The organism is Methylobacterium variabile (genome assembly GCF_001043975.1).
In the GTDB taxonomy this organism is placed as follows: domain Bacteria; phylum Pseudomonadota; class Alphaproteobacteria; order Rhizobiales; family Beijerinckiaceae; genus Methylobacterium; species Methylobacterium variabile.
On record NZ_LABY01000185.1, the window covers coordinates 1 to 13,450 of the forward strand.

12 protein-coding genes are annotated in these 13,450 nt (G+C 71.3%); 2 read left to right on the forward strand and 10 right to left on the reverse strand.

All coding sequences use genetic code 11. The annotated features are described in order from the left end of the window. Positions 1–84: 84 nt before the first annotated feature. The 4 genes from VQ02_RS25005 to VQ02_RS25020 form a co-directional block, all read right to left on the reverse strand. On the reverse strand, positions 85–789 hold the full coding sequence (locus VQ02_RS25005; protein WP_048446950.1) for an ABC transporter ATP-binding protein: 705 nt from the start codon (positions 787–789) through the stop codon (positions 85–87). Beyond that, complete coding sequence (locus VQ02_RS25010) at positions 782–1,534, reverse strand: ABC transporter ATP-binding protein (protein ID WP_048446951.1); 753 nt, start codon at positions 1,532–1,534, stop codon at positions 782–784. The genes VQ02_RS25005 and VQ02_RS25010 overlap by 8 nt, the downstream gene beginning before the upstream one ends. A 236-nt stretch (positions 1,535–1,770) precedes the next feature. Then, entirely contained in the window at positions 1,771–2,475 is a 705-nt protein-coding gene (locus VQ02_RS25015) for a GntR family transcriptional regulator (protein ID WP_048446952.1), read from the reverse strand. Positions 2,476–2,537: 62 nt separating this feature from the next. Beyond that, positions 2,538–3,089, reverse strand: a complete 552-nt coding sequence (locus tag VQ02_RS25020) for a cupin domain-containing protein (RefSeq protein WP_048446953.1) — start codon at positions 3,087–3,089, stop codon at positions 2,538–2,540. Positions 3,090–3,237: 148 nt separating this feature from the next. On the opposite strand from VQ02_RS25020, the gene aptA reads away from it, so the two are divergent. Next, entirely contained in the window at positions 3,238–4,569 is a 1,332-nt protein-coding gene (aptA, locus tag VQ02_RS25025; RefSeq protein ID WP_048446954.1) for an omega-aminotransferase AptA, read from the forward strand. Positions 4,570–4,824: 255 nt separating this feature from the next. Continuing rightward, positions 4,825–6,321 carry a CoA-acylating methylmalonate-semialdehyde dehydrogenase gene (locus VQ02_RS25030; protein WP_209437063.1) on the forward strand — a complete coding sequence of 499 codons (1,497 nt, stop codon included), beginning with the start codon at positions 4,825–4,827 and terminating at the stop codon, positions 6,319–6,321. 373 nt (positions 6,322–6,694) lie between these two features. Here VQ02_RS25030 and VQ02_RS25035 read toward each other — a convergent pair whose 3' ends face one another. The 6 genes from VQ02_RS25035 to VQ02_RS25060 all read right to left on the reverse strand — a co-directional run bounded on the left by VQ02_RS25035 (position 6,695) and on the right by VQ02_RS25060 (position 13,261). Next, positions 6,695–7,510, reverse strand: coding sequence for an ATP-binding cassette domain-containing protein (locus tag VQ02_RS25035; protein ID WP_048446955.1), 816 nt, complete (start codon positions 7,508–7,510; stop codon positions 6,695–6,697). Continuing rightward, complete coding sequence (locus VQ02_RS25040; RefSeq protein WP_209437064.1) at positions 7,507–8,331, reverse strand: ATP-binding cassette domain-containing protein; 825 nt, start codon at positions 8,329–8,331, stop codon at positions 7,507–7,509. The genes VQ02_RS25035 and VQ02_RS25040 overlap by 4 nt, the downstream gene beginning before the upstream one ends. After that, a complete protein-coding gene (locus tag VQ02_RS25045) occupies positions 8,331–9,179 on the reverse strand; it encodes an ABC transporter permease (RefSeq protein WP_048446957.1) in 849 nt (282 codons plus the stop codon). Before VQ02_RS25045 ends, VQ02_RS25040 begins: the two co-directional genes overlap by 1 nt. Further along, on the reverse strand, positions 9,176–10,123 hold the full coding sequence (locus VQ02_RS25050; protein WP_048446958.1) for an ABC transporter permease: 948 nt from the start codon (positions 10,121–10,123) through the stop codon (positions 9,176–9,178). Before VQ02_RS25050 ends, VQ02_RS25045 begins: the two co-directional genes overlap by 4 nt. Positions 10,124–10,305: 182 nt before the next feature. After that, positions 10,306–11,832, reverse strand: coding sequence for an ABC transporter substrate-binding protein (locus VQ02_RS25055; protein ID WP_048446959.1), 1,527 nt, complete (start codon positions 11,830–11,832; stop codon positions 10,306–10,308). Between the two features lie 448 nt (positions 11,833–12,280). After that, a complete protein-coding gene (locus VQ02_RS25060) occupies positions 12,281–13,261 on the reverse strand; it encodes a catalase family peroxidase (protein WP_053080536.1) in 981 nt (326 codons plus the stop codon). Positions 13,262–13,450: the final 189 nt, after the last annotated feature.

Genomic DNA, 13,450 nt, shown 5'->3' on the forward strand with positions numbered 1-13,450 from the left:
GGATCCCGGGCTCCGCTTCGCGGCCCCGGGATGACGTTGTGTGTCGGAGATGTCCGGGGGTTGATCCCTCTCTCTTCTTTGCTCTTACACCCCGAGCAGCCGGCCGACCTCCTCCTCCCGCGCCGCAACCTCGTGCGCCGCGATCTCCGCGGCGATGCGGCCGTGCTCGACCACGTAGTGGCGGTCGGCGAGGTGGCGGGCGAAGTGGAAGTTCTGCTCGACCAGCACGATGGTGAAGCCGCGGCGCTTGAGCAGCGCCACGGCGTGCCCGAGGGCCTCGACGATGACCGGCGCCAGACCCTCGGTGATCTCGTCGAGGAGCAGGATGCGGGCGCCGGTGGTCAGGATGCGCCCGAGCGCCAGCATCTGCTGCTCGCCGCCCGAGAGCCGGCCGCCGTAGCTGTCGGCCCGCTCGGCGAGGTTCGGGAACAGCGCCAGCACCTCGTCGAGGGACAGGCCGTCCTCGCCGAGGCGCGGCAGCAGGGTGAGGTTCTCGCGGGTGGTGAGCGTGCGGTAGACGCCGCGCTCCTCCGGGCAGTAGCCGAGGCCGAGGCGCGCGATGCGGTGGGGCGCCAGCCGGATCGCCTCCTCGCCCCGCACCCGCACCGAGCCGGCGCGCCGGTCGGTCAGGCCGAGGATCGCCCGCAGCGTCGTGGTGCGCCCGGCGCCGTTGCGGCCGATCAGCGTCACGCACTCGCCCTCGCGCACCGCGAGGTCGATGCCGTGGAGCACGTGGCTCTCGCCGTACCAGGCCTCGAGGCCGCGCGTCTCGAGGACGGTCTCAGGCATGCCCGCCCCCGAGATAGGCGGCGCGCACCGCCGGATCGGTCGAGACGGCGGCGTAAGGCCCCTCGGCCAGGATCTCGCCCCGCTGCAGCACCGTGATCGTGTCGCAGAGGTCGGCCACCACCGACATGTTGTGCTCCACCATCAGGATGGTGCGTCCCGACGCGATGCGCCGGATCAGCCGCTTGATGCGGTCGACATCCTCGATCGCCATGCCTTGCGTCGGCTCGTCGAGGAGCAGGAACGGCGGGTCGAGGGCGAGCGTCGTGGCGATCTCGAGGGTGCGCTTGCGGCCGTAGGACAGGTCGGCGGCGCGGGACTCCGCGGCCTCCGCCAAGCCGACCTCGCCGAGGAGCCGCATCGCGTCGTCGTCGAGCATCGCGAGCGAGCGGCCGGAGCGCCAGAAGTGGAACTGCGTGCCGAGCCGCCGCTGCAACGCGACCCGGACGTTGTCGCGCACGCTGAGGTTCGGGAAGATCGCCGAGATCTGGAACGAGCGCACCAGCCCGCGCCGGGCGATGGCGGCCGACGAATCCCGGGTGATGTCCTCGCCCTCGTAGAGGATCTGCCCGTCGGTCGGCACGTGGACCTTGGTCAGCAGGTTGAAGACCGTAGTCTTGCCGGCGCCGTTCGGGCCGATCAGCGCGTGGATCGCGTGCCGCCGGACCTTCAGGTCGAGCCCCCGCACCGCCCGGAAGCCCCCGAACGCCTTGGTCAGCCCCCTGGTCTCAAGTGCGGTATCGGACACGGTGCGGTCCCTCGCTCCTCATGGCGCGCAGATTGTATAAAATATGCGGAAGGGTCAAGCGGGGGGCGTAAGCCTTCGCAGGGCTCGCGGGCGCGATGAGACCGGGACACCCTGCTCGAACCCCGCATTCTCCGACGGGATCCGGTGGCTGCACGGCGGAGCCAGCAGCAACGCGAAAGGTCGGACGCGACGCGAGATGGAACGGTCCCGCCGGCCGAAGCAGCCGGCGAACAGGATCACGCTCCCGCTGCCGACTTCCTGTAGATCTCCACCAGCGAGCGCCCGGCGTGCTCGACGTGGATGCGCAGCAGGTTCGCCGCTGCCACGATCTCCCCCGCCTCGCACAGGTCGAGGATGGTCGTGTGCTCCAGGTCGGCGCGGGCGACGTCGCCGGTGACCGAGAGCTGCAGCCGGGTCGGCCGATCGCAGTCCTGGAGCAGGCCGGCGATGATCGAGAGCGAGCGCGGCCGGCCGGCATGGCGCAGCAGGCCGAGATGGAAGCGCCGGTTGAGCTCGCCCCAGGTCTCGACCGTGCCGGCCTTGAGGGCGGCGCTGTACTCGTCGCGCAGGGCGCGCAGCTCGGAGAAATCCTCCGGCGTGAGGTGGCGGGCGGAGAGGATCAGCAATTGCGGCTCTAGGGAGACCCGGAGCTGGAAGACGTCCTCGATCTCCTCCACCGAGAGCCCCGAGACCACCGCGCCGCGATGCGGCACGATCTTGACGAGCCCGCCGGCCTCGAGCTGCAGCAGCGCCTCGCGGATCGGGATCCGGCTGATGCCGAATTCCTCCGCCAGCGCGTCCTGGCGCAGCTGGAACCCCGGCGCGAGGGTGCCGGAGAGGATGCGCTGGCGCAGGGCCTCGGCCACCGCCGCCGAGACGGTGCGGTGGCGCAGGGCCTGCGGGGAGGCTCGGACGTCCTTCGGGCGCGCCGTCACGGCCATGCTCTTACAAATCCTCACTCACTACGACGCATATTGTATACGATCTGTGGTTGGCAAGGCGCTCAGAACGTCGGCGGGGTGCAGGCGCTGACGACCTCGCAGGGGTGCGGGCCGACGCAGCGGAACCGGTGCGGCCGGCGGCTCGAGAAGTAGTAGGCGTCACCGGGACCCAGGACCCGGCGCTCGTCGTCCACCGTCACCTCGAGCCTCCCCGAGAGCACGATGCCGCCCTCCTCCCCGTCATGGATCAGGGGCACGCGGCCGGTATCGGCCCCCGGTTCGTAGCGCTCCTTGAGGATCTGGAGCGCGCGGCCGAACAGGTTGTCGCCGACCTGCCGGTAGGAGATCCGGCCCTTGCCGATCTCGATCAGCTCCTCGCTGGCGTAGAACGCCTTCTCGGTCCGCTCCGGCGCCAGGGAGAAGAACTCGGCGAGCCCGATCGGCACCGCGTCGAGGATGCGCTTGAGGGCGCCGACCGACGGGTTGGTCTGGCCCGATTCGATCAGCGAGATGGTGGAGTTCACGACGCCCGCGCGCTTCGCCAGCGCCCGCTGGGACAGGCCGTGCAGGATGCGCACGTAGCGCAGGCGCGCCCCCACCTCGTCGTTGGTCACGCCGGCACCTGTTGAGGCTGTTGCGGATCACGCAACACTGAACGTCACGGCGAAGCCTGTCAAAGGGTTGCGAGGGGGCAGAAAAGGACTTGTTGGCGCTGCCGGAACGGTGCTGTCTGATGGCCAGCACCCGCCAGAGGATCCCGCCATGAACGCCCATCCGCCGCGCCTGAACCGCCCGAGCCTCGACGCCTACTGGATGCCGTTCACGGCCAACCGCCAGTTCAAGGCGGCGCCGCGCCTGCTCGTCTCGGCGGAGGGCATGCACTACACAACTGACGACGGCCGCGAGGTGCTCGACGGCACGGCCGGCCTGTGGTGCGTCAATGCCGGGCACGGCCGCCGGCGCATCGCAGAGGCCGTGGAGCGCCAGCTCGCCACCCTCGACTACGCGCCGTCGTTCCAGATGGGCCACCCGATCGCCTTCGAGTTCGCCGAGCGCCTGGCGGCGATCGCGCCGGGGGGGAGCCTCGACCGGGTGTTCTTCACCGGCTCGGGGTCGGAATCGGTCGACACCGCGCTCAAGATCGCGCTCGCCTACCAGCGCGCCATCGGCCAGGGCACCCGGACGCGGGTGATCGGGCGCGAGCGCGGCTACCACGGCGTCGGCTTCGGCGGCATCTCGGTCGGCGGCCTCGTCAACAACCGCCGGATGTTCCCGCTGCTGCCGGGCGTCGACCACCTGCGCCACACCCACGACCTTGCCCGCAACGCCTTCGTGAAGGGCCAGCCGGAGCACGGCGCGGACCTCGCCGACGACCTCGAGCGGCTGGTGGCGCTGCACGGCGCCGAGACGATCGCCGCCGTGATCGTCGAGCCGGTGGCGGGCTCGACCGGCGTGCTGGTGCCGCCGAAGGGCTACCTCGAGCGCCTGCGCGAGATCGCGACGAAGCACGGCATCCTGCTGATCTTCGACGAGGTCATCACCGGCTTCGGCCGCCTCGGCGCGCCCTTCGCCACCGACTTCTTCGGGGTCACGCCGGACCTCGTCACCACCGCCAAGGGGCTCACCAACGGCACCATCCCGATGGGTGCGGTCTTCGCGAGCCGCGCGGTGCACGACGCCCTGATGCACGGGCCGGACGGGGCGATCGAGCTCTTCCACGGCTACACCTATTCGGGCCACCCGGTCGCCTGCGCGGCCGGCCTCGCCACCCTGGAGATCTACGCCGAGGAGGACCTGCTCACCCGCACGACGCAGATCCAGGAGCACTGGCACGCGGCGATGCACGGCTTGCGCGACTGCCCTCACGTCATCGATATCCGCACGATCGGCCTCATCGCCGGCATCGAGCTCGAGTCGCGGGCCGGCGCACCGGGGACGCGGGCCTACGACGTCTTCACCGACTGCTTCGAGAAGGGCCTTCTGATCCGCGTCACCGGCGACATCATCGCCCTGTCGCCGCCGCTGATCGCGGAACGTGAGCACATCGACACGATGGCATCGATGCTCGGCGAAGCGCTGCGGCGGGCGGCCTAAAGCCCTCCCCTCAATCTGAGCACTGACGCTCCTCCCACCCTCCGCGTCATTCCGGGGCCGCGCAGCGGAGCCCGGAGTGCCGCAGGCACGCCCAGACACGCCGGAATGCCAGGACGACGCGGAGCACGATCCGCTTCGTTCTGCACCACCAGCGGCTCTGGATTCCGGGCTCTCGCCTGCGGCGAGCCCCGGAGTGACGAGGGAGGGTCTGAGACAACTCGCCTCACTTCGAAGAACCGGAATTTCCAGGACATCATGACCACCATCGGACACTTCGTCGGCGGCGCCCAGGTCGCGGGCCGCTCGGGCCGCACCGCGCCGGTCTTCAACCCGGCCACCGGCGAGCAGTCGGCCACCGTCGCCCTCGCCAGCGCCGACGAGGTCGGGGCCGCGGTGGCGGCCGCCCGCGCCGCCTTCCCGGCCTGGGCCGCCACGCCTCCCTTGCGCCGCGCGCGCATCCTCAACCGTTTCCTTCGCCTCCTGGAAGACCGCATCGACGAGCTCGCCGCGGTGATCACCGCCGAGCACGGCAAGGTCCTGTCCGACGCCAAGGGCGAGATCCAGCGCGGCATGGAGGTGGTGGAGTTCGCCACCGGCGCGCCGCAGCTCCTCAAGGGCGAGATCACCGAGAATGTCGGCACACGGGTCGACAGCAGCTCCCTGCGCCAGCCGCTCGGCATCGTCGCCGGCATCACGCCGTTCAACTTCCCCGCCATGGTGCCGATGTGGATGTTCCCCGTCGCGCTCGCCTGCGGCAACTGCTTCGTGCTCAAGCCCTCCGAGCGCGACCCCTCCGCCGCCCTGGTGATGGCCGAGTGGCTGAAGGAGGCCGGCCTGCCCGACGGCGTGTTCTCGGTGGTGCAGGGCGACAAGGAGGCGGTCGACGCCCTCCTCCACCACCCCGACATCCAGGCGGTGTCCTTCGTCGGCTCGACCCCGATCGCCAAGTACATCTACGAGACCGCGGCCCGCACCGGAAAGCGCGCCCAGTGCCTCGGCGGGGCCAAGAACCACATGGTGGTGATGCCCGACGCCGACATGGACCAGGCGGTCGACGCCCTGATGGGCGCGGCCTACGGCTCGGCCGGCGAGCGCTGCATGGCGATCTCGGTCGCGGTGCCGATCGGCGAGGAGACCGCCGACCGGCTGATCGAGAAGCTGGTGCCGAAAGTGCGCGCGCTGAAGGTCGGCCCCGGCACCGATCCGGAGGCCGAGATGGGGCCGCTCGTCACCGCGCAGCACCGCGACAAGGTGAAGGGCTACATCGACCGCGGCGTGGCGGAAGGCGCCGAGCTGGTGGTCGACGGCCGTGGCCTGACGCTCCAGGGCTACGAGAACGGCTACTTCGTCGGCGGCACCCTGTTCGACCGCGTGACGCCCGAGATGACGATCTACAAGGAGGAGATCTTCGGGCCGGTGCTGGCGGTGGCGCGCGCGCCGGACTACGAGACCGCCGCGCGGATGATCAACGAGCACGAGTTCGGCAACGGCACCGCGATCTTCACCCGCGACGGCGACGCGGCGCGGGAATTCGCCCACCAGATCCAGGTCGGGATGGTCGGCATCAACGTGCCGATCCCGGTGCCGATGGCGTTTCACTCCTTCGGCGGCTGGAAGGCCTCGCTGTTCGGCGACCACCACATGCACGGGCCGGAGGGGGTGCGCTTCTACACCCGGCTCAAGACCATCACGACCCGCTGGCCCACCGGCATCCGCGCCGGCGCCGAGTTCGTGATGCCGACCATGCGCTGAAAGGCGCGCGACGGCGGGCGGGCGGGAATCGCGGAAGTCCCGCCCCGACGCCCGGAGCTGTCCGGGACCGCGCCCCGGCGCGATGCCCTCCCCGATTGCCCCATGGGCCGCCGCCGAGCGCGACGGCCGGGACCGCGTGGAGCTCGCGGCCCGAGGCTGGCAGAACCAGCCCCAAACAGAAAAAAGGCCGCCCTCGCGGGCGGCCCGAAGTCTAGGGAGGAAACGCCCAAGAAGGGCAGCACCGCGGCGACGCCATCGCCGCGGTGCGTGAAATCGATTTCACACATCGCGGCGTGCCTCGCAAGCGACGAGACGGCGTGCCCGCCCTGCAGTTAGAGCATGGCTCGCGCGATCCATCCCGCCCGGCACCCCGTCAGGCCCGCTTCCGGCGCCGCCCGAGCACCGCGAGGGTCGGCTCGGCGGCGAGCAGGCGGCGGGTGTATTCCTGCTGCGGATGGTCCAGCACCTCCCGCACCGGGCCGGCCTCGACCAGGCGCCCCGCCTGCATCACCCCGACCCGGTCGGCGATCTCGTCGACGACGCCGATATTGTGGGTGATGAACAGCACGGTGAGGCCGTGGCGGTCGCGCAGCGACAGGATCAGGCGCAGGATCTGGGCCTGGATCGACAGGTCGAGGGCCGAGACCGCCTCGTCGGCGACGACGAGCTTCGGATTGGTGATCAGCGCCCGGGCGATGGCGATGCGCTGGCGCTGGCCGCCGGAGAACTCGTGCGGGTAGCTCCCGGCGGCGCTTGCCGGCAGGCCGACATCCTCGAGGGCGCGGGCGACCAGGGCCTCGCGCGCGCCGCCCCGAGGGGCGTCGTCGAGGAGGTGCAGGGGCTCGGCGACGATGCGCCCGACCGAGTGGCGCGGGTTGAGGGAGCCGTAGGGGTCCTGGAACACCATCTGGAAGTCGCGGCGCCGGCGCGCCAGCGCCCTGGGCTTGAGCGCGAACAGGTCGTCGCCGCCGAGCCGCACCGTGCCGGCGGTCGGCCGGTCGAGGGCCATGACGATGCGCGCCAGCGTGGACTTGCCGCAGCCCGACTCGCCCACCACCGCGAAGATGCTGCCGGCCTCCACGGTGAGGCTGACATCGTCGACGGCGCGCAAGGAACGGGGGGCACCGCCGGCGCCGCGCAGGGCGTAGTCGCGGGTCAGGTTCTCGATCGCGAGGAGCGGCGCGGTCACCGGGCGTCCCCCGCGGCGAGGGGAGCCGCAGCACCCAGGCCCGCCCGGGCCCGGCGCGGCAGGGCGGCGATCAGGTCGCGGGTGTACGCCGCCGTGGGCTGGCGCAGGACGGCCTCGGTCGTCCCCTGCTCCACCGCCCGGCCGCGGCACATCACCAGGGTCCGGTCGGTGCTGCGGGCGATCACCCCGAGGTCGTGGCTGATCAGGATCAGGGACAGGCCGAGATCGGCCACCAGCTCGTCGAGGATGTCGAGGATCTCCTTCTGCACCGTGACGTCGAGGGCCGTGGTCGGCTCGTCGGCGATCAGCAGGTCGGGTTTCAAGGCGAGCGCGATCGCGATCCCGACGCGCTGGCGCTGGCCGCCGGACATCTCGTGCGGGTAGCTGTCGATGCGCCGCGCCGGATCGGGGATCCGCACCCGGTCGAGGAGGCGCAGCGCCTCGGCCCGGGCCTCGGCGCGGCCGGCGGCGCGGTGGAGGCGGATCCCTTCCGCGATCTGCTGGCCCGCGGTCATCGCGGGGTTGAGCGCCGTCATCGGCTCCTGGAAGATCATGCCGATGCGCCGGCCGCGCACGCCGCACAGCGCGCGCTCGCTCATCCCGAGGATGTTGCGGCCCTCGAGCCGAATCTCGCCGGAGGTGCGGGCGCTCCTCGGCAGCAGCCCGATGGTCGCGAGCGACAGCATCGACTTGCCGGAGCCCGACTCGCCGACGATGCCGAGGCTCTCGCCGCGCGCGACCTCGAGCGAGACGCCGTCGACGACGCGCACCGGGCCGTCGGGCCCCGGGAACGCGATGGAGAGGTTGCGGATCGCGAGCATCAGGAGGCCTGCCGGCGGCGCGGGTCGAGGCGGGCGGCGAGCCCGTCCCCCAGGAGGTTGAGGCCGAGCACCGCGGCCGCGATCGCGAGGCCGGGGGCGAGCGCGAGGTGGGGCGCCTGGGTGAGGTAGGTCTGCGATTCGGCCAGCATCCGCCCCCAGGTCGGGGCCGGCGGCGGCAGGCCGAGGCCGAGGAAGCTCAGGCCCGCCTCGGTGAGGATCGCCATCGCGAGCTGGATCGTCACCTGCACGATGATCTGCCCGGCGATGTTGGGCAGGACGTGCTCGAGGGTGATCCGCACCGTGCCCTTGCCGGCCATGCGGGCGGCCATGATGTATTCGCGCGCCCAGATCTGCATCGCGGCACCGCGGGTGACCCGGGCGAAGACCGGGATCATGAACACCCCGATGGCGATGATCGCGGTGGGTGCGCCCGGCCCGAGCAGCGCGCCGAGCATGATCGCCGACAGGATCGGCGGCAGGGCGAACAGCGCGTCGCAGACCCGCATCAGCACGGCGTCGAACCTAGGCCCCGCCGCCGCCGCGACGCCGGCGAGCGTGCCGAGCACCGCGCCGAGGCCCACCGCCGCGAACGCGATGGTGAGCGAGTTGAAGGCGCCGCGCATCAGCATCGAGGCGAGGTCGCGCCCGAGATGGTCGGTGCCGAGCAGGCCGGAGACCAGCGGGCCTCTCAGCTTCTGCAGGATGCGCATCCGGGCCGGGTCCTCGGGGGTCCAGACCAGGGAGAGGAGCGCGACCCCGACGAGGAGGGCCGTCAGGACGGCGCCGACGAGGAGCGTGGCGTCGTCGAGGCGAAAGCCGCGCCGGGGCCGCAAGACGAGCGCCCTCATGCGCGCCTCCTCAGGCGAGGATCGACCACGGTGTAGAGCAGGTCGACCCCGAGATTGACCACGATCACCACGGTGGCAAAGACCATCACGACGTTCTGGATCACGATCAGGTCGCGCTGGGCCAGGGCCTGCCAGGCGAGCCGGCCCATGCCCGGCAGGGTGAAGACGTTCTCGACCAGCACCGCGCCGCCGATCAGGAACGAGATCTGCAGGCCCAGCATGGTGATGACCGGCACGAGCGCGTTCGGCACCGCGTGGCGCCACAGCGCCCGGGAGACCGAGGCGCCCTTGGCCCGGGCGGTGCGCACGAAATCCTCGTTCATCACCTCGACGACCGAGGCCCGCGTCACCCGGGTCAGCACCGCCGATTGCGGGATGGCGAGTGCCAGGGCGGGCAGGAGCAGGGCGCGCAGGGCCGGGCCGGGTCCGTCGCCCCAGCCCGGGAAGCCGCCGGCCGGCAGCCATCCGAGGCCGAGGGCCACCGTCATGATGAGCAGGAGCCCGATCCAGAAGTTCGGCACCGCGATCCCGGCTTGGGCGTAGAGGGTGGCGACCCCGTCCGCCACGCCGCCGGGCCGCGACGCCGCGGTGACGCCGAGGGGCAGGGCGATGCCGACCGCGAGGAGCACCGCGAGCCCGGTGAGCGGCAACGTCACCGCCAGCCGCTCGAGGATCAGCGCCCCCACCGGCACGCCGTAGGTGGTGGAGACCCCGAGATCACCGCTCAAGAGCCCGCCGAGCCAGCGCAGGTAGCGGATGACGGCCGGGGCATCGAGGCCCATCTGGGCGCGCAGGGCCGCCAGGGTCTCAGGGGTCGCCGAGGTGCCGAGCATCGCCGAGGCCGGGTCTCCGGGCACGATCTCCATCATGCCGAACACCAGGACGGAGATCAGCAGGAAGGTGACGGCGAAGCCGGCGGCGCGGCGGGCGAGGTGCCTCAGCATGAGCGGAATCTCAGCATCGGGTGGGATCGAGCGCTGCGAACGCTCTTGTCGTGAGAGGACGCGGAAGCGAGGGAAGACGTCCCCGCCGTGTAAGGCACGGGTTTCCCCTCTCCCCGCCCACGGGGAGAGGCGATGCGCACGTCCCTCGCGCAAGATCATGACGATCGCGGCGAGAGGACTCGCTACTCCGTCCAGCGCACCTCGGTCAGGTCGTTCGACGGCACCGGCTCGTTCTTCCAGAACCCCGTCAGCTTGGCCTTCCACACGCTGAGCTTCGGCAGCACGAAGAGAAAGAGGGCCGGCACGTCCTCGGCCAGGATGCCTTGCGCCTCGCCGTAGAGCTTGAGCCGCGTCGCCTCGTCGGTGGCCTCGGCAGCCGTGGCCACCACCGTGTTGAAGGCCGGGTTCTTGTAGCCGAAATAGTACGGGTCGTTCGCATAGATCGCGATGTCGAGCGGCTCGGCATGGGCGATGACCGTCATGTCGAAGCTGCGGTCGCGCATCACCTCCTGCACCCACTTGGCCGGGAACTCGGTCGGCGCGATGGTCATGGTCACGCCGACCTCGGCGAACATCGCCTGCAGGATCTCGGCGGTACGCGTGGCGTAGGCCATCTGCGGCGACTTGAAGGTGAAGGTCAGGCCCTTGCCGTAGCCGGCCTCCGCGAGCAGCGCCTTCGCCTTCTGCGGGTCGTAGGGGTAGACGCCCGTCAGGTCCTTGTAGCCCGGATCGTTCGGCGTGTAGTGGCTGCCGATGGCTGCGCCGTAGCCGGAATAGGCGCCCTCGATCAGGAGCTTGCGGTCGACCGCCATCATCAGCGCCTGGCGTACGCGCTTGTCGCTGAAGGGCTTGGCGGCGTTGTTCATGCCGGCCACGACCTTCATTTCGGTCAGGCCCGGCACCGCCGTGAACGCCTTGTCCTTCTGGAAGGCCCCGTAGAGTTCCGGCGCCGGCAGCAGCGGGTAGGCGTCGACGTCGCCGGCGCGCAGTGCCGCGGCGGCGGCCTGGGGGTCGCCGATGAAGCGGAACGTGACCTTGTCGAGGTGGACCTTGCGGGCAGCGTCCCAGTGATCGGGGCTGCGCGTCAGCTCGACCCGGTCGCCCTTGCGCCAGGAGGCGAAGCGGAACGGGCCGGTGCCGACCGGATTGCTTTTCAGCCCGTCGCGGGATTTCGGCTCGACCATCACCGCCGCCGGCAGGCCGAGCCAGAAGAGCAGGTTGCCGGAGGGCTTCGACAGGGTGAGGACCAGGGTGCCTGAGTCCGGCGCCTTGACGTCGGCGATGACCGCGTAGAGCGCCTTCTGCGGGTTGACCGAGCCCGGCGCCCGGATCGCGTCGAGGGCGAACTTGGCGGTGTTGGCGTCGAAGGCCTCGCCGTTGTGGAACTTCACGCCGGCCTGGAGCGCGAAGGTGTAGGTCAGGCCGTCGGGCGAGACCGTCCAGCTCCTGGCCAGCTGCGGCTGCACCTTGCCGTCGCGGTCGACCCGGGTCAGGCCCTCGAACACGTTCTGCCACACGACCTGGCCGATCACGGTCGGCGCGGCGCTGGTCGGGTCGAGGCCCGGCGGCTCCACCGGCATGCCGAGGACGAGGTCGGTGCGGGGGGCCGCCACCGCCGCGCCGGCGAGGGCGGGGATCGCCAGGGCGGCCAGGAGGGCGCTTCGCAGCAGGTGGCGGCGCGGGCGTGAGAAGCGCGAGCGTGAGACCATGAACCCTCTCGACTGGTGACCGGCCGGCGCGTCCGCGCCGCCGCCACGGTGCCGCTAGGAGATCAGGATTTTTGGTGTGGCCGCAACAGCGAACTGGCGGGGATCACCGTGGCACAGCCGAAGCGCCCGCCGCCTGATCCCGGGAGGGCGTGGAGTATTTCCGGATGAGGGCTTCCCGCCCCTCCATCGCGGATCCGCGCGGCACAACCGGGCAGGTCGGCGGCCGTCAGGGCACACGGCGCGGCAGGCTCACCTCCCCAGAGCGGGCTGCCGCATGCACACATCGCCGGACGAGGCGCGCGTCTCCTCTCCCCGTGGGCAGGGAGAGGAGACGCGCGCCTCCGTTGTGTGACTCTGAAAGCCCGAGCAGGCGAAGGGAGAGCTGCCCTGGCGAGGGGCAGGACGGATAAGCCCGCGCCTTCTCAGTTCGCCGCAGGCGGACGATGCATCAGTTCGATCGCCGCGACAGCGAGACCGCGTAGGCAGGCGAGCGGATCGCGAACATCGGGTCGTCGGCCGGGCCGGCGATGCCGTCGGGCATGTCGACGACGGGATCGAAGGTGGCGGCGTCGCAGGTGGCGTCCGGCTCGATCGCGGCGATCGTCAGCGTGCCGAGGCTCCGCTGCTTCCGGTCGTCCTCCGGCCAGGTCGCGGTGACGTCCGTGGTCGGGTCGTTCGGCTCGGCCAGGATCGCCACGAGGTCGAAGCGCGCCGGGCCCCGCGCCAGCCGCTCCTTCAGCTCGTCGGCGTAGAAGCTGTCGGGCTTGGCCTTCAGCTCCTCGTCGGAGAGGCTGGCCTTGTCGGCGGCGACGAACTTCAGCTTGGCGGTCGTCCGCTCGCCCTTGGCGTTCGTCAGCGTGTAGGCGTGCACCGCCCAGTAGTCGGTGCCCGCGAAGCTCGCCGGCACCGGCCGGGCGTTGAGCCACGCCGCCTGGCGGCCGGTCTCCGGGTTCCTGGCCGCGAAGGCCTTGATCTTCTCGGCGTCCGGCTTGCCGTCCGGCCCCGGCGCGCGGACCTGCAGGAACTCCAAGAGCTGCGCCGGCGTCCTGGTGCCGAAGACCGGGGCGGAGATGACCACGAAGGTCATGTCCCCGGCCGGATCGGCCAGCCGCATCGCGAAGCCGCGCGTGGTCGCCTTGGTCTTGTCGGAGATCTTCGGGTTGCTGCCGCCCATCGAGAACCGGGCGGTGACCGGCACGGTCTTGGCGAACTGGGGCGCCTTCGACAGGGCGGCCGCGTCGGGCGCCGGCGCGAAGGTGCCCTTGAGGCAGACGCCCTTGGCGCCGCTCGCGCGCACGCCCTTGTGGTCCCCGCCGAGCGCGAATTGCAGGGCGACGATGGCGCCGGGATCGGCCTCCTCGGCCTGCGCGGGTGCGGCGAGGGCGGCCATCATGGCCGCGCTGGCGAGGAACGGGCGGGACCGGATCATGGCGTCGAATCCTGAGGGCTGTCGGGGGCAATTTTGAATTGCGCCCAACTTTATATCAAGTCCGATTCCAGCCTGGCGCATCCCGGCGGCGCATCAGCGCCGGCGCCCGTTCGGGCTGAGCCAGCGCCTTCGAACGAGTTCGTTCGAAGGCGCTGCGGTATCACACCACCGGATTGACCAGCTCTTCCC